Raw genomic sequence first — 24,239 nt, 5'->3', positions numbered from 1 at the left:
AACAAAATTTTTGATCGCTGCCTTTATTCTTCCTGGCGACTTTTTCGTGTCTTGCAGGATTTGATGAATCCCATTTAAGGTGTGCCGCCGTTATTAAGCTCGACTCATCGGTCTCAGCTGGCTCCGCGATCCTCGTTCTGGTTGCTCCAGCTTTTAAAGAGTCTCCCGGGGCAAGAGAAGAGGTGATAAACGGCCTCCAGCGTACCGTTTAAATACGCCGGCCTTGAACCAACCGAACCACAATTACAATGATTGCAAGGACCAGAAGGATATGAATGAATCCTCCCATAGTATACGATGAGACCAGACCCAGGAGCCAAAGGACGATGAGTATAATGGCAATTGTTCCAAGCATGATAGAACTCCTTTCTTTACGATGAAAATTACGAGAGACATCTCCACATCGGTCAACACTCAGCTGAAAATTCCAAATGTCCTCAGGAGGAAGGTGGCCCCAGAATGCACCACATGGAAAATGATGCGCGATCTCTACCCTTAATTATTCAAATATTGTACCAAGTTAGAGAACATCAAGAGCAACCGTGTACTGGTTTGTTATTATTGCATAATGTGTGAAAGAATATAAGCTTGAACGTGATTGACAAGCTCCTGGAAATGGTCATATTTGCTCAATGGTCATATATAACCAAGTCGCCGTGGGGGACGTCGGCATACGGCGAGCGACCCTGCCGCTTCCGATGGATCATAAAGTAGCTAGAACCTCTTTAAGATGTTTCGTTAACTGCTCACCCGGGGCGGGATGTCTGAGTCCATAGGCGATAATTACTTTCAAGTAGCCCATTTTATCTCCTGCATTAAAATATATCTGCCTATAATAGCCATGTCCGAAGTCAGGCTGCATACCATAGTATCGCGAAGTAATGGCATAAAGTGCCGGCGATAAGTTTGGCTTTGCCCGGGGGTAATCCGTGGTAGACTGAAGAAGTAAAATACAGCATTATCATAGTCGCGCAAAAAACACTGACGCCGATAATGAAGCGACCATTTTCGTTGCGGATCGCGTCAACGATGAGTATTGGAGTTCCGACAAATGCGGCGACCAACCCTATGCCGTGGCTAATGCAGTTTGCAATTTCTTCGGCCACAGATTGCGGACGATTTTGTTCTGCAGCGACGATGCGTACGTCAACTTCTTTACGGTCTGACACCCAAATCGAAAGCCTTTCCACAATTCACCTCAACATGTTGCCATTACAATTTGAACCGGACACCATAACTCCTTGGCGGCAACCGGCTCAATTCTTTATTTCGCAAGCAATGTGCCAGGTGTCGTTCTCATACAATGATTGCCCCTATCACTCTGCTTTCTTGTGAAAAATTACCTGAAAGGCAGAGATTCAAGAATGATTCACAGTCAGCCAACAGGTCATATATGACCATGTGGTGAAATATGACCTGCGGTGAGGTACCCGGATGCTTTTGGAAAAGATGAAGAGGGGGGCGGATTTGCCGGCGAAGATAGCCGACAGCTGTGGTCGGCGCCGCCGTGGTGAGGGGGATGGCTATTTTACGATATTGAGCTTGCGCATGCGAGCGCGCAAGGTGCTGCGATCAAGACCAAGGATTTCGGCTGCACTGTTTTTGCCGCTTATTTTCCATTTCGTCTGTTCCAGTATCTGAAGGATATGCTCCTTCTCTACTGTCTGCAGGGACTTCTGACTGGCTCCGAGCTTCTTGACCGGCTTCTTCAGTTCATCGGCCAGGCGCAGTTTTGGACCAGAAGAGTTGATTACCGCCCGTTCCAGGACATTTTCGAGTTCCCGAACATTACCGGGCCAGTGGTAGTCCTGTAAGGCATTCATGATGCCTTTCGGAATGATTTCAATAGCCTTGCCCATCCGTTTGGCAATCTTCTTGACATAAAAATCGACCAGAAGCGGAATGTCATCAGGGCGCTCCCGGAGAGGCGGAACGGTTATCGGAAAAATATTCAAACGGTACCAGAGATCCTCACGGAACTTGCCGTTGCGGACCTCTTCTACCAGGTTTCGATTGGTGGCGGCCAGGATCCGCGTGTCAACTTTGATAGTATGGGAGCTGCCGAGTCTTTCAAACTCGCCGTCCTGGATAATTCGCAGCAGTTTTGCCTGCAGCTCCAGGGGCAATTCTCCTATTTCATCGAGAAACAGGGTGCCGCCGTCGGCAACCTCAAATCTCCCCAAGTGTTTGGCCTGGGACCCGGTGAAAGCTCCTTTCTCGTGGCCGAATAATTCGCTTTCGATCAGGTTTGCCGGCAGGGTGGCGCAATTTACTTTTATCAGAGCCCGATTTTTCCGCAGGCTCGAGCCGTGCAGGGCTCGGGCAACCAGCTCTTTGCCGGTTCCTGTCTCACCAAGAATGAGAACGGTCGTATTGCTGCGTGAAATTTGTTCTATCTTAGACAGAACCTGTTTGAGCCCGTCGCTTTTGCCGAGAATATTCTCATGGTTGTATTCCAACTTTATTTCATCCTGCAGATAGGCTCTTTCTGCCTCCAGCAGGTCTTTCAGCTTTTTTATTTCGAGCAGGGACGTTTCTGCTATCTGTTTTCTGGCTTCCGCCTCTTCCTTTGCGGCTACAAAATCGACGGTCCGCTTGGCAACCATCTCCTCAAGGCCTCGTTTATAATATTCCCGTTCAGTGACATCCTCGAATATCGCGAAAACTTCCACCGGACGTATTTCTCCGGGAGAGAATACAGGTACTGCATCGATACTGATCCAGCGGTAATCATTGAGCTTCGGGTTGAATATGCCCATAATTACGCCTCTCACAGGGAGACCAGTGCGCAAGGCAACCAGAGACGGATGCTCCAAGTCGGGGAAGGGGTCCCTGTTTTCGCGAATGGCGTGATGCTCCTCCAAAGCTGAAACGTCGCCTGATAACTGCTCACGGTTCTTGCCGAGGATGTGTTCGGCAGCCGGATTCATTGCAATGATTTTGCCACTGGCGTCTTGATGAACAACGCCTTGCAGCATCGTTTCCGCCAGGATGCGGTGCCGCTCCTCACTCAAGCGTAACGTCTCTTCGGCCTGCTTGCTCGCGGTGATGTCGACAAAGGCAACACGGCACTCCTGCCCTGCTCCCAGGACCACACCTTCGAGATGCACATAAAGCGGAGAGTTGCTCTCGGTGGTGAGCATCACTTCGTAGGATTTCTTGTTTTGGCTCGCGAATATTTCCCCAAAAAAATCAACAAATTGTTGACGTTGTTCTTTAATGACGAACTGGTGAAAGTGTCGGCCGAGCAATCGGGGACGTTCGATCCCAAGAAGACTGGCTGCGGTAAAATTGGCGGCGCGGATCGCTCCAGTGTGATCGAGAGTAAAGTAGGCAATCGGGGCGAATTCATAGAGGTCGGTGTACTTCTCCAACGCAATTTCCATCTCGTCCCTGGCCTGAAGGAGCTCTGCGTTCTGCATCTCCAGTTCGATCTGGTGAACCTGCAGTTCATGCAGGAGTCGCAGCACCTCACCTTCTCCCTGAGAAAAGACCGAATCAGGCTCTCTCGTTTCTAGAAGTTTTTCGGCCCGGCGGCGCAGGTCGGAGGCGGATGCTAATGCATTTTTATTTTTAGAGTTACTCATTGTTGGTTCTCTAGTGTCGTCCCGAATTTTGCAAATATTCTAAATCCAATCTTTCCATGACTAACCCCGGTAAACGGGAAAATAAGCCGGGATTTCTGAGGTACTAATTTTTAGCTTCAAGTTGTGCGATCTTCTCGCGCAATTCCGCCTCCAACGCTTTGACCGCAGTGATGTTTGAAAAAGTGATCACCACTCCGCCAATGACGTCTTCTGTGGTGCGATAGGGCATGATGCGCACAGAATACCATCGTCCATCGGTGGTGGTGACCTGTTTTTCCGTAAAGACTAGCGTCCGCAACACCTCTTCCGCTTCTGCCCTCAATTCGGAATAGTGCAGGTTGCTGACGATATCGGAAAGCGGCCGCCCGACATCACTCGGGATCAACTTGAAAAGTTTATCAGCCCCGGTGGTGAAGCGTCGGATTCTCAGTAGGTTGTCCAAAAATATGGTGATGATTTCTGTGCTATTGAGCAAGTTGATCATGTCGTTATTAATCCAATCGAGCTCTTCCATTTTAGACTGCTGCTCGGTATTGACCGTCTGCAGCTCTTCATTCATGGACTGCATCTCTTCCCGAGAGGTTGTCAGTTCCTCGTTGGTGGACTGTAGCTCTTCGTTGGTGGATTGCAGCTCCTCATTGGTAGAGGTCAGCTCTTCATGCGAAGATTGCATCTCCTCTCGGGTCGTTTGCAGTTCTTCGCGTAAACCTTGAACTTCTTGCTCCAGTTCGAGAACCCTGGCAATGTCGTCCGGAACGGTAGAGGAGGATGTCCGGCGCTTTCTCTTCGGTGGGGTCGCCACGTCTCTAAAGACAATCATCACCATCCCTTGAAGTTCACCCAGTTCTGCAACCGGCTGGACCGTGATATCAACAAGCTGCGTGCCGTTGTTGGTCCCGACCTTGATATCCTTTACGTTGACGGTCTCTTTTTGCCGGAGTGCCTTCTGGAAAGCGCTTCCCAATGCGAAATGGAGACCTTCACGGGCCATGGCAAAAATATTCAAGTTGGCCTTGCCAGCCGGGGGTTCAAGATACTTGCCGGTTCGACCGCTGAAATAGAGGATATCACCCTCGTTATTAGTTATCACGGCAGGCGGTGAATAGTGCTGCAGAAGCAGCTGATCGGCAAGCAATTGTATATCGATAGCGGGCTGCAACATCGGTAACTCCTTGGAGGCTCCCCACGGGGCGAGGACAAATGAAGTTGGAAGTGAGAGCGGCTGTACCTGTTTGACCGATTCATTCCGCCGGAAAAGCCGCGATTTGGCGTACAGCGGCGAAAAAAGATCAGTCAATGTGCCGATGGACTCCGCACTCCCCAGGAACAGAATACCGTCTGGATTTAGGCTGTAGTGAAAGAGCGGCATGAGTTTTTTTTGGAGTTCAGGCGTTAGATAGATCAGCAGGTTGCGGCAGATAAGGATATCCAGCTTGGTAAAAGGCGGATGCATGATGACATTCTGAGTCGCAAACGTCACCATCTCGCGAATCTCCTTGCGAATCCGATAGGTGTTTGCTTCTTTGACAAAAAAACGCTGTAGTCGCTCGGGAGATACGTCCGCTGCGATGTTAGTGAGATAGATTCCCTGGCGTGCCTTGTCGATGGCATCCTGATCCAGATCGGTGGCAAAAATCTGCAGAGTGAAATTTTCCGCCGGAATGGACTGTTCCATCGCCTCCTTGAAGACGATGGCCAGCGAATAGGCTTCCTCGCCGGTTGAGCACCCCACCGACCATGCTCGCAGTATCTTGCCAGCCGGACGGGACGCCAGAAGCCCTGGAATTGCCTCTCCCCGCAGCTGTTCCCATGCCTCAGGATCGCGGAAAAAATTGGTCACCCCGATCAACAGTTCCTTGAAGAGCAGGTCCACCTCGTGAGGATTTTCCTGCAGGTAGCGGACATAGGAGGCAATCTTGTCGATCTGGTGAATGCCCATACGCCGTTCGATGCGGCGGTACATCGTGTTCTTCTTGTACAGGGAGAAGTCATGTCCGGTCTTGGTCCGTAGCAGGATCAAGACTTTTTCCAGAGCGCTCTGCTCCTTCTCTTCAAATGCTAGTTCCTTTTTGCCAATGATCAGATTGTGAAGGAGATAGTCGATAATCTTGCCGGGCAGATTTTGAACCGGGGCCACAATATCGACCATCCCTGATTCTATGGCGCATCTGGGCATACTGTCGAATTTGGCCGAAGCGGGCTCCTGTGCCAGTACCAAACCTTCGTGTTCCTTTATAGCCTTGATACCCGTCGTGCCGTCACTCCCCATGCCGGAAAGGATGACGCCAATACTCCTTTTCTGTTGGTCAGCAGCCAGGGAACGGAGAAAAAAATCAATGGGGAGGCGCAGGCCACGCGGTGTTGTCGGGTCGAACAGATGCAGCACACCGTGTAAGATTGATAGATCTTTGTTGGGAGGAATTACGTAGACGCAGTTCGGCTCGACACGCATGCGGTCCACGACCTGGAAGACCTGCATTCCGGTGATCCGCTGGAGAAGTTCGGCCATCATTCCTTTGTGTGTCGGGTCAAGGTGCTGGATGATAACAAAGGCAATGCCGCTTTTTTCTGGAACATTCCGCAGGAACTGTTCCAGAGCTTCCAATCCGCCAGCAGAGGCACCGATACCAATAATGGGAAAATCAGCAGAGGTCTTTTTGACCGTTTCCTGCACCTCAGGAGCTTTTTCAGCAACCTTCCGGTTCTCGATGGTCTCGGCTTTGGCTGTTGCTTCCTTTGCTCTCATGATGCCCTCCGATACCAAAACGATTTTTGTCTTTGTCGTCGTTGCTTCGTAGCCAAAATGAAACATTATGGAATTTCTTGATGGAGGAGCGGATGTACTGATATTTGCACTTATACTCACATAAATATAAATTGGTTATCACTTTTACTACCAAAGTATCGCATTTTTTTCGACATAAATTATTAATATCTCATTCTTTTGAGGCTCAAACCGAAGTATTCACATTACCACCAAGTGCCACTTCCATATAGCTACATTTAATGGTTAACACATAGGCAAAATAGATCGGCTTTCCTGCATGCAAACGTACGTCAAGTTGAAAGCAACAACCAACAACTCAGAGCCAAAATCAAGGAGGCAGGTCATGGAGAAAACAATAAAGAGTATTGGATTAGGTGTCCACAAAAACTCAATTTCAATTGGAATAGCCGATGAAGGTCGCGATGGTGAAGTCAGATGTTACGGTAACATTGACAATGACATTCTTATACCAAGCCCGGAGCGTTTTATATAATCACTGTCGAGATTATGCCAGTCTTCAATCACGAACATGTCGGCGCATGCCCCGGAAATAGCCTGGGCGGTGGGAAGCACTGAATTGGGGAAAATATATTTGGACACCCAGGCCTCAATCCCGCTTTCGAGGCCGGTGACGCCGATTGTATGGAGCAGAAAGAGGCCATCATCGGTCAGGTTTGTAAAAACCGTCCTCATGTATCCCCTGTAGTTCTTGTCATCAGTGTGCTCAAACATACCGATCGAGATGACCCGGTCAAAGTGTTCGGACACATCACGGTAATCCTGAAAGCGGATTTCTATGCTTCTCTGTTTTTCATGAAATATTTTATAAACTTACGTTTAGCGCTTTGGTAATCGGTTTTGTTATAATGGTTAAAATTTTCTTCAATATCGAATTGGTGTTGATAGTACAGTACTAAGTTTTGCAAGCCGTTATCACTTTTTACATCTTTGTAAGTGATCTCAGATTTTGCAGGTACCTCAGTGAAATTATCCATTGAAACCTTCCTCTCATCCTGTCGTAAGAATTCCATCAAATAAACCGGCCCCTAAGCCACCACATTGATGGCAAATGCCGTATCCATGAGAAATCTCTTTTTGGTTCACACAAGACCTGGATATCGATGGATGAAGGAGATTCCTTTGGCTTGTATCTCTGCCGCAGCTTGGACACCTTTCTCCCTTTGTCATGGAAGATTGATCCTTAGAAACAGTAGATGATATACTCGGGAAAAAATCTTCTATCGTCGCATATTTTTCGTAAAAATCCTTCATCTCTTCCTCCCTTGACTATGTTTATCTGAATGATGCCATGAGGCTTTTTCAAGCCTGTTTACAGGCTCAGGCAGTGCTGAGACTTCGACAATATATCTAGTAAAAAACATCTGTAATACCTTTAAATTGGTAATGTACGAAACCAGCTTATTTACATCTTCCTCTTAACCTGCGTTTAGAAGGAGCAAGCGTTGTTGATGCCAGCAGCGCGGATTTACATTTCCCGGAGTCTATTCTCCATACAGGGAAATTTTAACATCTTCGAGAGTTTTCATTTTACCTGCCCTACTATGCTTTTTTTTCGAGAGCTTTGAGGGTTGCCTCTTGCAGCTTTTTCAAACAATACGGCTTACCCAGAAAGGACCTGGGGCAATTCGGGGTCGTCGCCTGCAAAGACTTCAGCCTGAGCGCTTCCACTGGATAATATCACCGGTATTCCGGGTACAGGACGTCGCAAGGCATCTAGCGTCTCCCAGCCATTCATGCGAGGTATGATCATGTCGCAAAGGACGCAACGGATTGATTCGGGATGTTGTTTAAATACCTCTACGGCCTCAACACCGTCTTTTGCTTCAAGCACGGTAAACCCTAAACGTCTTAACATAAAAATAACTATTTCAAGAAACATGAGATCATCATCAACTACCAGTACCGTATCGCCTCCTCCAATCTCCAGTTTTTCTTCTTTCAGCGGTTGGACTTGCACCTTGGGCCGATGGCGCAGTATATGCTCGTTGTCCAATTGAGGTGCTTCCTCTGGGGGAGATCTATAACCTGAGGTGTTCATTCTGTCCTTCCTTTAGGATGAGGGGAATCTCCTCCGTCTTTTGATTAGTAATGTCCGTGAAAATCACAAAAAAAAGGCTCCTGCTTTGACCCGGATTAAATAAATGGCAACGATATAACTTTGAGATCTGGGCATGATATAGAGTGAAGGCACTCGGCGACCCGCTTTCGGTCAGCTGAGTGTAGGCTTTGATCCAGTGCACTTCGGTGTTCGGCCAGATCTCATTTACCATTTTGCCCTGCGCCTGCTCGCCTATGATCCCCGTCATACGCTCAAAAGTATCGTTGTTGGCGACAAACCGGCAACCTGCAAAAGTGCCGCCATCCAAAACAGCTTCAATTGACACAATGGCATGCAGTGAGCGGTTACGCTTTTTCAGGTTATTCCTGACATGCTTGCGATTCGGTTCCACGAAAATCGATTCGGCGTGTCTCGCTGGCTCATAACTGCCTTGGACAAGGATATTCTCGTGGTTCACTCCACAGTGGAGCAATAGGATGAACTCTTGTTGCAGCTCATCCTTTTTTTTTGTGAAATATGATACAGTTAGATTTTTAGAAAATTTCGTGGTTTTCAAAATATATCCTCTCCAAAGTGGCTGATTTTCACCATAGCTCAAGCCTCAGCCAGCCATACCCTTGCCCCGGCGGTATCGGCATGATCAAAGTAGCGAACAATCGCTTTGGTGAATGGTTTGCAGAAGATAGCCATGCCATGCTGCCACCGCTCTTCCCCGACCATGGCCAGCTGTTCAATGTCGCTGAAATGATTCATTGCAAATTTGGTGTCCTCCCACAGTGCGCTGAGCTTCCAACCATGGAAGTCGGTCATATCAAACAGCACCCTTAACTTCCCGTGCTCCTTGACAAGCCGGTCGAACTCAGGCACAAAGTGCTCGTAATCCATTTTTTCCAGCTTGCCGGTGACCTGTATAACAAGCAATTTGCCACCTTTTTCTTCCTTGAGTTCAATAGACATTGTCAATTCCTCTGTTGTAAATTCATATATTTTGCATGTAAGATCAGCCTTGGACTTCAGTAGAAGGGAATAAAAAGCATAGCGCCCAGCCATATATCCTGTGATTGACCGTCGAGCTGATCCTGTCGATTCATTTAGGGGGAAATCAAAATCTCTTGTCCCGACATTGCAAACTTTTTGCCAGGTTTGCAGTATCGGGCATCACTTCCTTCATCATTTCGATTTTAATCAACAATTAACAAATAAATCAGTCGAAGGGTGACTGTGAACACTCCCCAAAAAAGGTTATATTTAGCCAAACGGTCATATATGACCGCCCGGAGTCTGATCATGTTTGGGGTGACGGATGGGACGGATAGTTAATACCCGTCTTTATGTGGTTTCGGACCCGCTTCAGGGGGCTAATCTACAATTTGTGGATAATGAGCTTAATGCCGGCAAAGTATCAGCGGCTGTCCTGCAAGTTCAAGAGAAAATCCAAGGCAGGATCAGGCCCAGGCGGAAAGGAAACGTCAAGCGCGGGTCGAATCGATTGTATCGAAATTATGTGGGAAAAGTAATAGCATTATCATGCTCCATCCATAGAGCTAGGAAGACCGAAAAAGGTTGTATATGACCACTTGGGCAAATATGACCTGACGTATTGGCCCAGGCTTCTGCTGTTTCTTCCGTTCTATTTGTATTTTTTGACGAAAAATTAATAGGATAGTTAATACAACAGGGCCTTTCAAACCCTGGCATAATGATTGCTTTGTAAGAAGAGAGGGACAACCTCCCTCAATTGTGAAGGTATGCAAATCAAGCAGCGAAGCACATCATTCCGGGGGGAGTCTCATGGCCATTGAGGAAAAAAAACCTCAAGAAATAAAACCCACGGCGTCTGCTACTAAGTCGATACGATTATTGCCGCCCAAGCAATCTGGCGGTGCTGCGGCCCCGGAGCTAGAGATAACGCAGTCGACAATCGAACCCAGAGAACAGTTCCCCATCGTCGGCATCGGTGCCTCAGCCGTTGGACTGGCAGCCTTTGAGGCCTTTTTCTCGGGTATGCCGGCGGTAACCGATCCCAACATGGCCTTTGTCCAGGTGCAGCATTTAGCCCCGGACCATAAAAGCATCCTTACGAGCCTCATCCAGCGCTATACCCGTATGCAGGTCTTCGAAGTCGAGGATGGAATGGAGGTGCGACCGAACTGTGCCTATATCATCCCGCCCGGTCGGGACATGGCCTTTCTGAACGGCGGCCTGCAGTTGCTCGAACCCTCCGCGCCTCGCGGTCAGCGACTGCCTATCGATTTTTTCTTCAGATCCCTGGCCAGGGATCAGCGGGAAAGAGCCATCTGTATCGTCCTTTCCGGTAGCGGCAGTGACGGCACCCTGGGCGTTCGGGCAATTAAAGGCGAGGGTGGCATGGCCATGGCGCAAACCCCCAACACCACCGAATATGACGGCATGCCAAAGAGTGCCATCGCCACAGGTCTGATTGATTATGAGCTGCCGCCGGTTGAGATGGCTGTTCAGCTCATGGCCTATGCGGCGCACGCCTTCCACGGGCTACCCAAGATCTCTTCTCCTGCATCGACAGAGGATGAAGACACCAGGCAAACGATATTCAATGTGCTGCGTAAGGAGACCGGACACGATTTTTCCCAATACAAGCCAAGCACTGTTAATCGCCGCTTTGAAAGACGGCTGGCCCTCCACCAGATCGAGACGATGGCTGACTATGCCAGGTATCTGCAGCAGACTCCCGCCGAGGTGAAAGCACTCTTCTCGGATCTGTTGATCGGCGTGACCAGTTTTTTCCGCGATCCTGCGCCATTCAAGGCTCTTGAAAAAAAAATCATCCCCAAGCTCTTTGCCGACCGACTCGTAGGCGATATGGTTCGGGTCTGGTCACAGGGCTGCTCGACCGGCGAGGAAGCCTATTCACTGGCTATCCTGCTGCAGGAGCATTTGAATAAACTCAACCAGAGCTACACGGTGCAGATTTTCTCCACCGACATCGACAGCAGGGCAATCGCCACGGCCCGTGCCGGCCTCTTTCCGGCCAGCATCGCCGCGGATGTCTCCCCTGATCGGTTGGCTCGCTATTTTTCCATCGAACCCGATAATACCACCTACCGTATCAACAAAGGCATACGGGATATGGTGATCTTTTCCGAGCAGGATGTCACTCGAGATCCACCTTTTTCAAAACTCGACCTCATCAGTTGCCGCAACCTCCTTATTTATATGAGCTCCAACCTGCAAAATAGACTCATTTCTCTTTTCCATTATGCGTTGAAACCAGGCGGTTTTCTTTTCCTGGGTTCTTCGGAAACAGCAGGGGATTGGGGCGATTTGTTTGCCTTATTTGATAAAAAAGCAAAACTCTATCGCCGCAAGCAGAGGATGAACGGCGTCTTTAGAGCTCCCCTGGGCAACAATTTTCCCACCAGGGCGGTTGAAGATAGTATCCAGCCACAACCGGCCCGGAAGAAATATGGTATCGGCAAAATGTCTTTGCGCGAGCTGACCGAGCAGGCACTGCTGCAGCAGGTAGCTCCCACCGGGGCACTGGTCAACGGTTGCGGCGATATCCTCTATCTCCATGGTCGGACCGGGATGTACCTGAATCCGCCCCTTGGGGAGACTGCCGTCAATAATATCCTGAAGATGGCTCGTGAAGGCTTGCAGCACGAATTGGCTGCGGTCCTGCGCAAGACATCGACATCACAGAAGACTTCAGGGCGCACCGGTCTACGGGTCAACAGCAATGGAGCTTTCATCACGGTAAATCTGACCGTCAGCCCGATGATTACCGGTCCCGCAACGTCGACCGAAGTCCCTCTCTATCTGGTTATTCTGGAGGAAGTGGTGCCGGCGGACGATGACAGCTCTGCAGGCACTGACGGTTCTGCCCCCTCATCAACCTGATCAAGACCGATGTGGGACGGCCCATCGGTCATATTGTCTGTAATTTGACAGGATATGACTACTTTGTCGCTGATGTACAGGCCGTGCTTGATAACCTGGTTCCCAAGGAGAAAGATGTGCAGACAGTCGAGGGACTCTGGTACACCATGCGCATTCACCCCTACCGCACCATCGACAATGTGATGGAAGGGGCGGTGATCAGCTTTTTTGACATCACCGAACGTAAACGGGTGGAAGATGCCCTACAAAAAGCCTTTGATGAAATCCGCACCCTGCGGGGCATTGTCCCGATCTGTGCAAAATGCAAGCAGGTCCGTGACAATAAAGGCTTCTGGAGCCAGGTGGAAGTCTATGGTCGAGACCACCCCGAAGCGGAGTTCAGTCACGGCATCTGTCCTGAATGTGCGAAGGAACTTTATCCTGATTATGATCTGGGTTCCGCAAGCACAGGTGGTCCGTCATAACCGTACACGCTTAAATCATCTCCAGGGAGGAAAAACATGAGCATCAATAATTTGCATCTGAGCCTCACGCCGCTGGTCTCATTGATCGCCGGCATTCTTATTCTGGTTGCACCCCGTCTGCTGAACTACATCGTTGCCATATATTTGATTGTTATCGGCCTGCTCGGCCTGATCGGCGGCAGCAACTTTCATATGCGCTAATAGCTGGGAGAAGATTCATGCCAGACCAAATGAAGCTAAACGAAGACGGCCTCTGCCTGGAGCTTACTGAGAATTGCCGGACACAAGGCTTTAGGACTATTTTGAGCATGCTCGCAAGCGAAGAAATGGAGCATTTTAATACCATTGCCTTCCTCGAAGGACAAAAAGGTAACTGTTCACCAGCGAAGACAAAAGTTCAAGAAAATGTGAATAATGTTTTTCTCAGGATGAAGGAGGATGATGCCGACGAATACTTTGATTATTCCGACCTCGATTACTACAGAAAAACGCTGAATTTTGAAGAGACGAGTCGGTTATTTTATCTAAAAAAGGCAGCAGATGCCGAACGGAAAAATGACAGACGGTTATTTTTAAGCCTTGCCCGGGAAGTAGAAAAGCATCAGCGGATAATTGAAACTATCCTCACATTTTCTTTCAGACCGGAAACTGGAAAAAGGCTCGGAAGCTGGGAAAGACAATACCCGGAATATTAGTAGTAAGAGGCAGCTATGGGAGACGATTATGCGAACTATGAAACAGCCAAGGAGTTCAGTGCAAACATAACGGAATCATGCGTTTGACAGGGTTATTCTACAAGCAAAAGTGCATTGCATCATCTGCCAGCAACACCTAAGGAACCCGCAAAAACCATGGAAGTTTTAAACACTGAAAACAGCCGGCAAAGCCTTCCATCATTTTATCAAAATGGATTTGACAGGGAATGTATTTACACACCCGGCACTCTCCTTGATGTCCACCACACCAAACGAAAATCAAACAGGATCTGGGCCAACGGTATCGCAGCGCTGACAAATTTTCCAAAGCCTGTCGTAACAAGAATTTACGACATAGCACCAGGCGGAATTTCATTATTGTGCGCAGAGGAAATGAATCTTATTGAGGGTGCACTGAAGAGGGATATTCTCATTTTTGATATCCTGACGAACTTTGAATATCTGATAAATCAAGTTACGGGGCATGTTAAGTCAAAAAAATTTTGTGATTACCACTAAAGTTCAGCTTGAAGGTCCAGAGGGATGTGAGGTGCCCTTTGCACGGGACGCCATAAACCCATCCCTGGGGGCTTGACCGCAGCCATCCAGGCTGCGGAACACCCGTGCAAAGGGCACCTCATATCCCCATGTAGCTGAACTTTAGTGGTAATCACAAAAAAATTAGTCACTGATCAGAAAAGCAAGGCACCAACCTGGCGATACAGCGTTGAGTTTGTCGGGCTTGACAGTGGAAGGAAGAATAGGTTGAAAATGCTTTTCACCCTGGTATCGCCAGTCATTGATTAGGGTTTTTACCTAACCCCGGTAAAAGGCCAGTAAACCGGAACTTTTGTTAGGGATGAGGCACACAAAGTATCGTATGATTCTTGAATAGTGGATGCTCGAGACCTATTCTCCTTTGGTTCCGATGCGGGCAAAGTTTCCGGTTGAGGCAAGGACGAGGCCAGGACCTCGAGCGCCCCGGCATGTGCCGGCACCGAAAGGGCATGTGTGTCCATGCCGATACTAAGCGGACCATCGATCATTTTCTGTGCCCGGTACCCGCAGATGGCTTGACTGATGGCAAGGATATGGTTTTTCATTGAACGCCTTGTCAAAGGCCCAACCACGGTGCCCCGAGGTGCCGAAAACAACCCGTTGTTCCGGAACCGCGGGATCGGGTTTCATTGTATAGTAGGCCGTGACCAGTTCTGGTCGGCGAACCAGCACCGATGGGCCAGCGGGTTTGCCTGCCTAAGGGCTTATGTTCATGATGTTGAAACCTGTCTGGATTGTTTGTCGCCGATATTGACACTGATGGTGTTCCGATGTCTCGGTCACAGATCGTGGTTAGGATTACGGTAGTGAGGTTTCCGCGGGGAGGGTGTAACTATGCTACTCTTTAATCTAGCAACGATTGTGCCAGGTCTTAGACACTTTGTTCATGTGCTCTATCGTTTTTAAATGGTGAAAAACGATTTTCCTTTTGATAGGTCTTTAAGACACCTCCAGATATCATGTCACAGACATAATGTCTGTGACACGTATCAACAACCTCTCATCTGTAGAGAGCGACCTCCTCTTCTCAGTACTTCCTTTGTGATCTCTCATCTTAAAAGCCCTGAAAATCCATATTGGTCACACGTAACCAATTGGCGATATCTGACCAATATCGTAGGTCCATTGATAGATCCCTGTGCGTTGTTTCTTGAATAATTGTCTCTGACAAAGCGCCATGTTAGTCGATGTGGTCAATAATGATGTGTACCTGGCACAATGATTGCTTTTAAAAGAGTAAGGTTCACAAATTGACAACCCAACAGGAAAAGCCAGTTTTGGAGACCGAAAGCAACATTTCCCGTCTTGGCTTGCTATTGAGCCCTATTCCCCAAAGGCGCATAAAGTAAGGGAAGGAAGTTATTAATAATCATTTTTGTAAAGGGTACCCTGATGACAAAACAAGAGACTTTCACGGTAAAAAAAACTGTGCTATTGGTCGACGATGATCCTTTATTTTGCACGGTAACAGAGGCAGTACTTGAAAACCTAGGTTTTACGGTCTTTGTAGCTGTAGGTGGAACCGAGGCAGTAGCTCTGTTTCAAAAACATCATAACAGTATAGATTGTCTTCTCACCGATCTTTCCATGCCGGATATGAACGGTTGGGAAACCCTTGCTGCCCTGCGTAAAATCAAGCCAGATCTTCCGGTAATCCTTTCCAGCGGTTACGATGAAACCCATGCAATGGAAGGTGATTACAAGGATTTACCCCAAGCTTTCCTGCACAAACCATACACAAGGGATGGTCTTAAGAGCTTACTGAATCGAGTACTTGTTGACGCAACAAACCTCCACAGCCGAAACGTTGTCAGACAATGAGAAATCTTCAGCGATGATAGAATTCGCTGATGACAAAGACATCTGCACTTTTACTGCTAATGTTGGAGACTATATTGAAAGAGGATAGCATGGCTGAACAACAGAAATCAGATACTTATAGCGTTGTTTTTAACGCAAGTTCCGGAAAGTTTATCCCCGTAAAAAATGCTGAAAGACTAAAAAGGGCAGGGAAGACGGGGTCAGATGCCACCATGGAAAAGGTATACTTGGCGAATGGACTTGAGGCGAAGGTATTGGAACGTGCGTTGAGCACTGCTCAGAATAATATTCTCTATACATCTCTGGTCGGAAAGATCACATCGTTGGATGAGGTTGTTTCTGGTTCAGTTTGAAATTGTTCATGGTTAAAAGACATGCTCCATCCATTCGGCATACACAAAGAGTACTGCGTATGTTGATGATGCGGGTGTCCCTGTCTCCCTGGAGACTGTAAAATCAGGAATGCCGGTGACGGTCCACTACACCAAGGTGGGTGATCGTATGACCGCTACGAGGACGACGTCCGGCAGCAAGCAATTAATTGGCTGAGCTCATACAGGGGTTGAGCATGAATGGAGAAGCAGGACAATGAGCTATTTTTGGGTGCTGTTTTTGGCAATTTCGGTGTCTGTTTCGGGTATTTGCTATCCTTCCGTTGCCGCCAATGTGGGAGCTTCTTCCCCCCTGGACAGCGACTATCTATCACCATTATCAACGGAGGCTGTCAACGACGCCAGCCTGGTCACCACGATCGGTCCGAAAACCCGCGGCGCCGCGGTGCTGCGCGCGCAGATACTGCTGGGTCTCGCGAACTTCGGGCCTGGCGAGATCGATGCCGTCTATGGCTCGACCATGCGCAGTGCGGTCGTTGGATACCAGGCCAGCAAGGGGCTGGATGCAAACGGCACGATCGACGCAAACACTTGGGCTACGCTGAATCGCGATGCGGTACCGGCACTGGTGTCCTACAGGATTACGGCAGAGGATGTCACAGGTCCCTTCGTCCCGATACCGCACGACATTATGGAACAGGCCAAACTGCCGGCCCTCGGATATACCTCGCCGGCCGAAGCGCTTGGCGAAAAATTCCATGCGAGCCCGGCTTTGCTGCAACAACTGAATCCGGGCCAAGATTTCGCCACAGCTGGACAGAACATTGTGGTGCCGAATATATGTTTGCCTGTGCTTTTGCCAGAGGTAGCGAAAGTTGTCGTCGACAGGTCCGATTCGGTGGTGATGTTGGTGGATGCGGCGGGCAAGATCATTGCCCAATTTCCTGCGACCACAGGCAGCAAGCACGATCCGCTGCCAATTGGCACCTGGAAAATCCTGGGCATCGCCAAGAAGCCGGTGTTCCGCTACAACCCGGCGCTGTTCTGGGATGCCAAATCGGTAAAAAAGAAAGCGACAATTGCGGCCGGCCCGAACAACCCGGTTGGCGTGGTCTGGATCGATTTGTCAAAAGAGCATTATGGCATTCACGGCACGCCGGAGCCTTCGAAAATCAGCAAGACGCAGTCACATGGCTGCATCCGCTTAACTAACTGGAATGCACTGGCGCTGGCAGAGGCGGTCTCGCCCGGCATGCCGGCAATTTTGCAGGAATGAGTTTGGCTGGCATTCATCCTGCTTTGAAACACGTGTTGTCCTTTGTCGGCGGTGCGCTGTTCGGCGCGGCCGGCATCTTCGCTTTTGTGTTCTGTCCGCAACCGTTGGCGGCAGATACGCCAGCAGCAATCAATCCGCCACAACAATCCGCCACGCCGACAGTAAATTGCAATGCGGAATCGGCGGCGGATGGTTCCTATCCATGGTTGTCCCCAGTGATCCCAATGGATGCCGCCAACTCTCCCTCTCTGCAATCCACCGCGACCGCGGTAACGCCGATGTTAGTGGCCCCGGCGTCGACCGAGAGTCCTTCGTTGCCACTGTTGATCCCGGTCGTTGGCATCAAGGCGAGCCAGTTGACCGACAGCTACACCGATGCACGAAGCGGAGGTCGTATCCACAACGGAATCGACATTACGGCACCGAGTGGAACCAAGGTGATCGCAGCGGATGATGGCACAGTCGTGAAACTGTTCTACAGCAATCAGGGCGGCCTGACCGTCTACCAGTTCGATCCCACAGAAAAATATGTATATTATTACGCGCACCTGGACAGCTATGCGCCGGGCCTCGTGGAAGGCAAACAATTACGAAGTGGCGATCCAATCGGCCTGGTCGGTTCCAGTGGCAATGCCAGCGATGCGGCGCCGCACCTGCACTTCGAGGTATCCGTGCTGGGTCCGGAAAAGCTTTGGTGGAAGTCAACGGTGATAAACCCGTATCCTATGTTGCGCGGGCCCTGACAAACGCGATTCCTAGCCCCTGGCATCCGTCATTGTACAACTGGATTTCGACATGCACCTACCCGTGCCCTATCTGATTGGCGCCATGTCCGGATTCCTGCCCAAACCCCTAACTTAATAAACAATCCTGTCGAGGTATCTGCACTGTTATTTTTCCTTTTGTCGCTCTTTTCAGATATTCCCTCTATATTATACTTAGCTAAATGGGTGGTCGAACAAGCCAGAGGAAGGAAGTCTCGCTGAAGGAAGATCTTCCTCGTTCGGGTCGATCGCATCCTGTAGGGAACGACACGTAGCGATTACATCCTCGTTGAAGAAACAAAGGGGAACTGTTCCCTCGGAGTTAGGCTATCCGCTGCTTATTTGTTTGACGATGTAAACCGTCACTGTTGGGGTGCATCACTCCCCTCACTTTACAGAGTAATCATTATGTCAGGGTTGAAAGTACTCTGTCACATCTCCTGTATTATTCATTTTACTTCAATATTTCCCAATTCTCCGGAAGGGACTGTTGCAACCAGATTCCAAAGGTCAGGTCACATTTGCCCAAGTGGTTATCTATGACCAATAGATTAAATACAACCCTTTACATTCAGTGTTCAATGGCCTCCCTGTAGATCTATTCTTGGGTTACTTATTCCAAAAACATCAAAGAGATGGATGAGGTGACGCTGAGCGTTGTAAACATGGCATAAATATTGCTTTAAGAGAGTGACGAATGGCACTCTTCCACTGGTTTTGCTCCTGCGGTCCGCCATCCTCGCCATGCCTCTATGAGGAAAGAAGGAAGAAAGTTCCAGAGGTTGGATCACCTGAAAAAAGTATTCCGAAACTGCGCAGGTCTCATTCAACAAAAGGAGAAAAGCCGATGAGAAAAATACCATACCATAAGCAATTACTGGAAACCATGGCTTCATTGTTTTCACTTAACACCCCTCTCTTCGCATCCAGAATCGACACTGAATCATATGCTAGACAGTCGTATGTGTTCAGGACCTATCTCAAGGGCGATGACATCACGATACAGTATAAAGACGGCGTTGCCATTCTGATCGGGACGGTTTCTGATGCATCTCACAAATTACTGGCCAGTGAGACTCTTGCGAGATTGCCCGGGGTTACCGGTGTTTACAGTAAATTGGAAGAACATAATGAAGTCTCCGCTCTGAATAAAGATGCGTGGCTTGCTGCTAAAGTAAAATCGACACTTTTATTCCATCAGAATGTGAATGCTGTCGAAACTGAGGTTGTCGCAAAAAACGGCACCATCACCTTGTGCGGCAAGGCAGGCAGCATTGCCCAAAAGGATCTGACGGCTGAGTATGCCAAGGATGTGGAAGGGGTGAACAAGGTAACAAATGAAATGACGGTGGCACCTGCCACTCTGAAGACAGGAGAGAAAATACGGAAAGACGCCGACACCACAGGCGAATCGATTGATGATGCGTCTGTCACGGCCCTGGTCAAGACCACCCTGTCGTATCATCGTTCGACCAGGACCTTGGGCATCACTGTCGAGACGAAGGATGGCGTGGTCATGCTGGAGGGAAAAGCCGGGAGTTGGGATGAGAAAAACCTCGTCTCCAAACGTGTTATTGACGTTCCAGGTGTCAAGATGGTGTTCAATAACATGACCATCGAGAGAATCGCATCCATGACCAACTAAAGACAGTCGGCTTGTAGTCGACTGTGCCGGGACCCGAAAAATAAAGTGCAGAGGCCCCCTGCAACAGTTACTTCAACCAAAATTAACCAGGAGAAACACCATGAAATCAAGCACAAAAGACAATGTAGAAGGGAAGATGCACCAAGTGAAAGGTAAGGTCAAGGAGACCGTCGGGAAAGTAGTCGATGACCGTGACCTGGAATCTGAAGGAAAAGTTGAAAATTTAGAAGGTAAAGTTCAGGAAAAAATCGCCGAGATCGAGAAGGTTGCAGGCAAGTAGCCTTTTGACAAAGCAAAGCAGCAGGAAAATGATTTCTTGGTGATTCACCCAAACATTCCAACAAATAAAGGAAAAAATACCATGTCAACCTATCGTTTAGCAGTGGCTGCAATTCTAGCTTCCTTGCTGTTTGTCGGTGCTCCTGTCTTTGCATCTGTGACTGATGACGACATCGTAGCATCCGCAACGCAGTCGTATGTGTTCAGAACCTACCTCAAAGGCGATGACATTACAGTCAAATCCAAGGATGGTGTTGTTACCTTGACCGGGACTGTTTCCGATGGATCCCACAAGACATTGGCTCAGGATTGTGTGGCGAGCCTGCCGGGAGTGAAAACCGTAGATAACCAACTGAAAGAAAAAGGTGAGGCCCTCAGTGAAACCTCAGATGCGTGGCTTATCACCAAAGTCAAAGCCGCACTTTTATTCCATCGGAACGTGAAGGCCACCGAAACTGAGGTATTAGCAAAAAATGGGACCGTCACTCTGAGCGGTAATGCCTCTAGTCAGGCGCAAAAAGACCTGACAACCGAATATGTAAAGGATGTTGAAGGAGTCAAAATTGTAAAAAATGAGATGAAAACACCCTCCGCGAAAATGAAGTCGGGCGAAACAAAAATGGGAGAAAAAATGGATGCCATGGGCGAGATGATTGACGATGCGTCCATTACCGCTCTGGTCAAGTCGACTTTGCTGTACCATCGCTCAACGAGCGCCCTGAAAACCACCGTCGAGACAAAAGACGGTGTTGTCAATCTGGGAGGTACGGCAAAAAATGCAGCTGAAAAGGACCTGGCCACCAAACTCGTGAGCGATGTGCATGGAGTAAGGAAGGTGGTCAATAACATGATCGTCAAGTAAACCAGATCCAAAACCGGTTAGTTTGGGATTGGCCATTACTGTTAAGGGGAGAGTAAAATATGTTAGGTACAATATTAGTCATAATTCTGATACTGGCGCTCTTGGGAATGATCCCGGTCTGGCCGCACAGCCGGTCATGGGGGTATGGGCCCAGTGGTGGAGTCGGCCTGATAGTCCTTATTGTTGTGGCCCTGCTTCTCATGGGCAGACTCTGATCAGGTTTTTAGATCCATCAGCAGTCACGTATGAAAAGCCGCGACTTATGACGAACCATTTCACAAGATGATTGAATCCGCCGATGATTTAAAAAAGAGAAATGTTCTTCTCTTTTCGACAAATGGAATGCTGAGTTTGACGGAATAGAGGTCAGGACCGGAAAGGTTGGCCTCTATTTCGATGGTTGACTTCAGCAAGGAAACCATCAGAGTCACGGAAGTACAGTTATAAGGCAAAATATTAATTGCAAAGAGATCCTGCAATAGGGCAAGCGCTTAAGATAATTCTAAAAACTTTTCGAATCATCTTCCCACTGGGCACAAGGTGGGATGTAAATTCACCCAAGGAAGGCAAATCATCATGAAACGGATCGGAATTATTCTTGGCAGCTTGATTTTTTTGGTTATTGTACTTTTCGGATTATGGGTCTTCAGTCGACCCGAACGCGGCACGACGGGCTCGGTGAGCACGCATTTTCGTATGCTTGGGCCCAACGACAAGATCGTGATTGACGGTTTTGACGACCCCAAAGTCACGGGCGTCGCTTGTCATATTTCCCGAGCGCAAACAGGAGGGGTGAAAGGTGAATTAGGTATGGCAGAGGACACGAGTGACGCAAGCATTGCCTGTCGTCAAGTCGGCCCGATCAAAATCGTTGGCGAGATTAAGGACGGTGAGCGCGTCTTTGACGAGCACCGCAGCCTTATCTTCAAGAAACTTCAGGTCGTCCGCTTCTTCGACCGCGAACGCAACGTGTTGGTTTACGTGGCGTATAGCGATCGGGTTGTCGAGGGAAGCCCGAAGAACAGTATCAGCACGGTGCCTATCATGGGGTGGTCGGCACCGTAAAGTTGGATTTCGCAGCTTGGTCGGCGGATTCCAAGGTTTTCAAATCAATGGATAGAGGCAAGATACAGTATCAAGTTGAATTTTCCTTGTCACTCTTCAATACCTCGTGCACCTTTTCGCCCAATTCTTTTGCTGAGAATGGCTTTTGAATGAACTGCATGTCTTCTACCAGAACACCCTGGTCGGCAATGACGGTTGAAGTATAGCCTGACATAAACAGGCACTTCATGTTTGGGTGTATTGTGAGAAGCAAATTTGCCAGATCCCTTCCGTTCGTCTCCGGCATTATTACATCGGTGATGACCAGATCGATTGTCTCGCTATGCTCTTTGACTAGGTTGATGGCGTCTTTTGATCTATTGGCGGTAAGAACGACATAACCAGGATCTTTGAGAATTTGCGCTGCGAGTTTGAGAATCGATATTTCATCCTCCACGACAAGCACAGTTTCTCCATGGCCACGCCGGATCGTTTCCTCACACTGCTATCCCGCGTTGCTGCCCTGTTCGCTATGCCGCGGCAGAAATATCCTGAAAGTTGTTCCCTTACCCGGCTCGCTGTAGACGTTGATGAAACCATTGTTCTGTTTGACGATGCCATAGACAGTAGCCAGTCCTAAACCAGTGCCGTTGTTCGCTCCCGGTGGAACCCGCTTCAACCAAAGCCACCGCGATGGAGATGCTGCCGGCAACCATCCGCGAAGGTACAAACCAAAAGCTTGACCGCAGATATCTTACTTTCTTCACTTATCTAGCAATTATCGATCCAAGAGCTATGCGCAGTGTCTATCTCGTTGATTTATTCTCAATCATGCCAATTAGTCGAGGAACAATGCAGGGGGGAGGTGCCGGCCTAAAGGTCATATACGCTCAACTGGTCATATATGACCAAGTCTATGGGCCCTTCAAGTGATCTTTGCTGATCTGTGTTAGGAAACGGTCCCAATCAAAGCTTCAGGGTGCAGACAAGAGCTGCGGGATAGCTTGTGTGCATGAGGTGTTTTCCAGGAAGGTGGCTTGACGTGGTCAGGTAAAAATGGACAACTGTCTTAAATATGCTTTTTTCAATGTCATCATTTTCTTAAAGTCTGATGGGCTGAGACACACGAGATAAGTCTGATGTTGTTTAGTGTTGTAAAACATCTCACACTTATCAAGTGTGGTAGACCCGAGATTCGGGTCATTTGTTACCCTTTCAAACACAGGGAACCCTGCAACATTCTCAAGTGACACTTAAAACCTCTCTAACCTACTAACATACCGAAAATTCGCGGTTATTCCAATTTTTTATGTTTAGGTACTTACTCATTCCTGTAAAAACTTCGACCAAATCAACGTTCACCCGTTTCTTTTAATATTCTTTAGCCCTCCTTATTTTTCTATTAAGGCTGTCTCATTTGTAACCTTTGAGTGTTTTGGCTTTGCTAAACATCAATAAACTTCACTTGAACTGGTTGAGTTTTGTCAATGTTCAAGGTAGTCACATGGCGATAGGTAAAAAACCTGTTTTATCGGAATCAATCACCATTAAAGGCCCAGCTACCGGTCTCATAATCAAGGCGTTTACGAGAACGAAAGAACTATCAATATCAACCTGGCCAAAATTTTCTTGAAGGTCCCCGTCCAAATTTTCTTTTTTGTTTTCGATATTGTTTTCTGTGCTCAGTTTCAAGGCGTTTCTCCTTTTTGAGTTCGTTTACTTTCATCCCGAGATGGTCTTGTTGTTTACCACTGCATTTATGCTGTGAACGACACTTACATTTGTTTGCTATGACAGAATTGGTTTTGTTCCTGATCTTCCTTTTGCTGTTGAGTCGTCATGTCCGATCGCATGATCTTTTCTTTCCCTTCCCCTTTTAAAAGAGAGGGAAAGAAATTCCAATGTGTTGAAGTCGCAATTTCTGATTCCGTGCTGTACGAGCTGGCCTCAATGATGCCATCCGTTGTCACCTTCTGCTTTATTCGCAATCTTCATTCCGGGTTATATGCACCCCGCGTCATGCCACTCATTGTGCTGAAATTTATTGGTTTTCAAGAAATGCCCTGTGTCGATATGTCGTTATATCAGCCCAAAATCAAAGGTCATATTCAACCATTGATCATATATGACTTTTTTTCAGGTCCTTCTGAAGGTTTGGGTTCCACGGGATAGAGTCATGTTAAAAATGA

General features: G+C 48.3%; 26 protein-coding genes and 3 pseudogenes. 15 read left to right on the top strand and 14 right to left on the bottom strand.

Annotation, left to right across the window (positions count from 1 at the left end):
- Window positions 1–208 precede the first annotated feature (208 nt).
- The 10 genes and pseudogenes from FCL47_RS02840 to FCL47_RS02800 all read right to left on the bottom strand — a co-directional run bounded on the left by FCL47_RS02840 (window position 209) and on the right by FCL47_RS02800 (window position 9,391).
- Window positions 209–355, bottom strand: a complete 147-nt coding sequence (locus tag FCL47_RS02840; RefSeq protein ID WP_136811927.1) for a lmo0937 family membrane protein — start codon at window positions 353–355, stop codon at window positions 209–211.
- A gap of 496 nt (window positions 356–851) precedes the next feature.
- A complete protein-coding gene (locus FCL47_RS02835) occupies window positions 852–1,190 on the bottom strand; it encodes a hemolysin III family protein (RefSeq protein WP_240744110.1) in 339 nt (112 codons plus the stop codon).
- Window positions 1,191–1,523: 333 nt separating this feature from the next.
- A pseudogene (locus FCL47_RS25555) lies at window positions 1,524–2,654 on the bottom strand (sigma-54 interaction domain-containing protein); the annotation flags it as partial.
- Between the two features lie 195 nt (window positions 2,655–2,849).
- Window positions 2,850–3,386, bottom strand: a pseudogene (locus FCL47_RS25550) (PAS domain-containing protein); the annotation flags it as partial.
- Between the two features lie 304 nt (window positions 3,387–3,690).
- Entirely contained in the window at window positions 3,691–6,333 is a 2,643-nt protein-coding gene (locus FCL47_RS02825) for a chemotaxis protein CheB (protein ID WP_136811925.1), read from the bottom strand.
- A gap of 459 nt (window positions 6,334–6,792) precedes the next feature.
- Window positions 6,793–7,122, bottom strand: coding sequence for a class I SAM-dependent methyltransferase (locus tag FCL47_RS02820; protein ID WP_240744109.1), 330 nt, complete (start codon window positions 7,120–7,122; stop codon window positions 6,793–6,795).
- Window positions 7,123–7,148: 26 nt separating this feature from the next.
- Entirely contained in the window at window positions 7,149–7,349 is a 201-nt protein-coding gene (locus FCL47_RS02815; protein WP_136811923.1) for a hypothetical protein, read from the bottom strand.
- Window positions 7,350–7,975: 626 nt separating this feature from the next.
- Window positions 7,976–8,413, bottom strand: a complete 438-nt coding sequence (locus tag FCL47_RS02810) for a response regulator (protein ID WP_136811922.1) — start codon at window positions 8,411–8,413, stop codon at window positions 7,976–7,978.
- Window positions 8,394–8,990 carry a hypothetical protein gene (locus FCL47_RS25010; protein ID WP_240744108.1) on the bottom strand — a complete coding sequence of 199 codons (597 nt, stop codon included), beginning with the start codon at window positions 8,988–8,990 and terminating at the stop codon, window positions 8,394–8,396. The genes FCL47_RS02810 and FCL47_RS25010 overlap by 20 nt, the downstream gene beginning before the upstream one ends.
- 38 nt (window positions 8,991–9,028) lie before the next feature.
- Window positions 9,029–9,391 (bottom strand): STAS/SEC14 domain-containing protein, encoded by a 363-nt coding sequence (locus FCL47_RS02800; RefSeq protein WP_136811920.1) that lies wholly within the window; start codon window positions 9,389–9,391, stop codon window positions 9,029–9,031.
- Window positions 9,392–10,225: 834 nt separating this feature from the next.
- On the opposite strand from FCL47_RS02800, the gene FCL47_RS02795 reads away from it, so the two are divergent.
- The 5 genes from FCL47_RS02795 (at window position 10,226) to FCL47_RS02780 (ending at window position 13,988) form a co-directional block, all read left to right on the top strand.
- On the top strand, window positions 10,226–12,310 hold the full coding sequence (locus FCL47_RS02795) for a CheR family methyltransferase (protein ID WP_240744107.1): 2,085 nt from the start codon (window positions 10,226–10,228) through the stop codon (window positions 12,308–12,310).
- Window positions 12,311–12,321: 11 nt separating this feature from the next.
- Window positions 12,322–12,774 (top strand): PAS domain-containing protein, encoded by a 453-nt coding sequence (locus FCL47_RS25005; RefSeq protein ID WP_240744106.1) that lies wholly within the window; start codon window positions 12,322–12,324, stop codon window positions 12,772–12,774.
- A gap of 36 nt (window positions 12,775–12,810) precedes the next feature.
- The gene (locus FCL47_RS02790; protein ID WP_136811919.1) at window positions 12,811–12,975 is read left to right on the top strand and encodes a DUF3096 domain-containing protein; all 165 of its coding nucleotides are present in this window, start codon (window positions 12,811–12,813) and stop codon (window positions 12,973–12,975) included.
- Window positions 12,976–12,992: 17 nt separating this feature from the next.
- Complete coding sequence (locus FCL47_RS02785) at window positions 12,993–13,469, top strand: hypothetical protein (protein WP_136811918.1); 477 nt, start codon at window positions 12,993–12,995, stop codon at window positions 13,467–13,469.
- A 156-nt stretch (window positions 13,470–13,625) separates the two neighbouring features.
- Window positions 13,626–13,988, top strand: coding sequence for a hypothetical protein (locus tag FCL47_RS02780; RefSeq protein WP_136811917.1), 363 nt, complete (start codon window positions 13,626–13,628; stop codon window positions 13,986–13,988).
- Window positions 13,989–14,425: 437 nt separating this feature from the next.
- Here FCL47_RS02780 and FCL47_RS25545 read toward each other — a convergent pair.
- Window positions 14,426–14,699: pseudogene (locus FCL47_RS25545) on the bottom strand (alpha-D-glucose phosphate-specific phosphoglucomutase); the annotation flags it as partial.
- 720 nt (window positions 14,700–15,419) lie between these two features.
- Here FCL47_RS25545 and FCL47_RS02770 point away from each other — a divergent pair.
- The 9 genes from FCL47_RS02770 (at window position 15,420) to FCL47_RS02730 (ending at window position 22,071) form a co-directional block, all read left to right on the top strand.
- On the top strand, window positions 15,420–15,848 hold the full coding sequence (locus FCL47_RS02770; RefSeq protein ID WP_136811916.1) for a response regulator: 429 nt from the start codon (window positions 15,420–15,422) through the stop codon (window positions 15,846–15,848).
- 89 nt (window positions 15,849–15,937) lie between these two features.
- Window positions 15,938–16,201, top strand: coding sequence for a hypothetical protein (locus FCL47_RS02765; protein WP_136811915.1), 264 nt, complete (start codon window positions 15,938–15,940; stop codon window positions 16,199–16,201).
- 235 nt (window positions 16,202–16,436) lie between these two features.
- Window positions 16,437–17,456 (top strand): L,D-transpeptidase, encoded by a 1,020-nt coding sequence (locus tag FCL47_RS02760; protein WP_136811914.1) that lies wholly within the window; start codon window positions 16,437–16,439, stop codon window positions 17,454–17,456.
- Between the two features lie 23 nt (window positions 17,457–17,479).
- Entirely contained in the window at window positions 17,480–18,199 is a 720-nt protein-coding gene (locus FCL47_RS02755) for a M23 family metallopeptidase (RefSeq protein WP_136812163.1), read from the top strand.
- Between the two features lie 868 nt (window positions 18,200–19,067).
- Window positions 19,068–19,865 (top strand): BON domain-containing protein, encoded by a 798-nt coding sequence (locus FCL47_RS02750; RefSeq protein ID WP_136811913.1) that lies wholly within the window; start codon window positions 19,068–19,070, stop codon window positions 19,863–19,865.
- 100 nt (window positions 19,866–19,965) lie between these two features.
- Entirely contained in the window at window positions 19,966–20,145 is a 180-nt protein-coding gene (locus FCL47_RS02745) for a CsbD family protein (RefSeq protein WP_136811912.1), read from the top strand.
- A gap of 81 nt (window positions 20,146–20,226) precedes the next feature.
- Window positions 20,227–21,006: a BON domain-containing protein gene (locus FCL47_RS02740; RefSeq protein ID WP_136811911.1), complete on the top strand. Its 780-nt coding sequence runs from the start codon at window positions 20,227–20,229 to the stop codon at window positions 21,004–21,006.
- Between the two features lie 59 nt (window positions 21,007–21,065).
- Window positions 21,066–21,221, top strand: coding sequence for a DUF3309 family protein (locus tag FCL47_RS02735; RefSeq protein WP_136811910.1), 156 nt, complete (start codon window positions 21,066–21,068; stop codon window positions 21,219–21,221).
- Between the two features lie 361 nt (window positions 21,222–21,582).
- On the top strand, window positions 21,583–22,071 hold the full coding sequence (locus FCL47_RS02730; protein ID WP_136811909.1) for a CreA family protein: 489 nt from the start codon (window positions 21,583–21,585) through the stop codon (window positions 22,069–22,071).
- A gap of 70 nt (window positions 22,072–22,141) precedes the next feature.
- On the opposite strand, the gene FCL47_RS02725 is transcribed toward FCL47_RS02730, so the two are convergent.
- From FCL47_RS02725 to FCL47_RS02715, 3 genes are all read right to left on the bottom strand, one after another.
- The gene (locus FCL47_RS02725) at window positions 22,142–22,516 is read right to left on the bottom strand and encodes a response regulator (protein ID WP_167496335.1); all 375 of its coding nucleotides are present in this window, start codon (window positions 22,514–22,516) and stop codon (window positions 22,142–22,144) included.
- A 39-nt stretch (window positions 22,517–22,555) separates the two neighbouring features.
- Window positions 22,556–22,729, bottom strand: a complete 174-nt coding sequence (locus FCL47_RS02720) for an ATP-binding protein (protein ID WP_167496334.1) — start codon at window positions 22,727–22,729, stop codon at window positions 22,556–22,558.
- Window positions 22,730–23,550: 821 nt separating this feature from the next.
- Entirely contained in the window at window positions 23,551–23,742 is a 192-nt protein-coding gene (locus tag FCL47_RS02715; RefSeq protein ID WP_136811906.1) for a hypothetical protein, read from the bottom strand.
- Window positions 23,743–23,889: 147 nt separating this feature from the next.
- On the opposite strand from FCL47_RS02715, the gene FCL47_RS02710 reads away from it, so the two are divergent.
- On the top strand, window positions 23,890–24,222 hold the full coding sequence (locus tag FCL47_RS02710) for a hypothetical protein (RefSeq protein ID WP_136811905.1): 333 nt from the start codon (window positions 23,890–23,892) through the stop codon (window positions 24,220–24,222).
- Window positions 24,223–24,239: the final 17 nt, after the last annotated feature.

This window comes from Desulfopila sp. IMCC35006, assembly GCF_005116645.1.
Lineage (GTDB): Bacteria > Desulfobacterota > Desulfobulbia > Desulfobulbales > Desulfocapsaceae > Desulforhopalus_A.
This window is presented reverse-complemented; position numbering and strand designations above follow the sequence as displayed.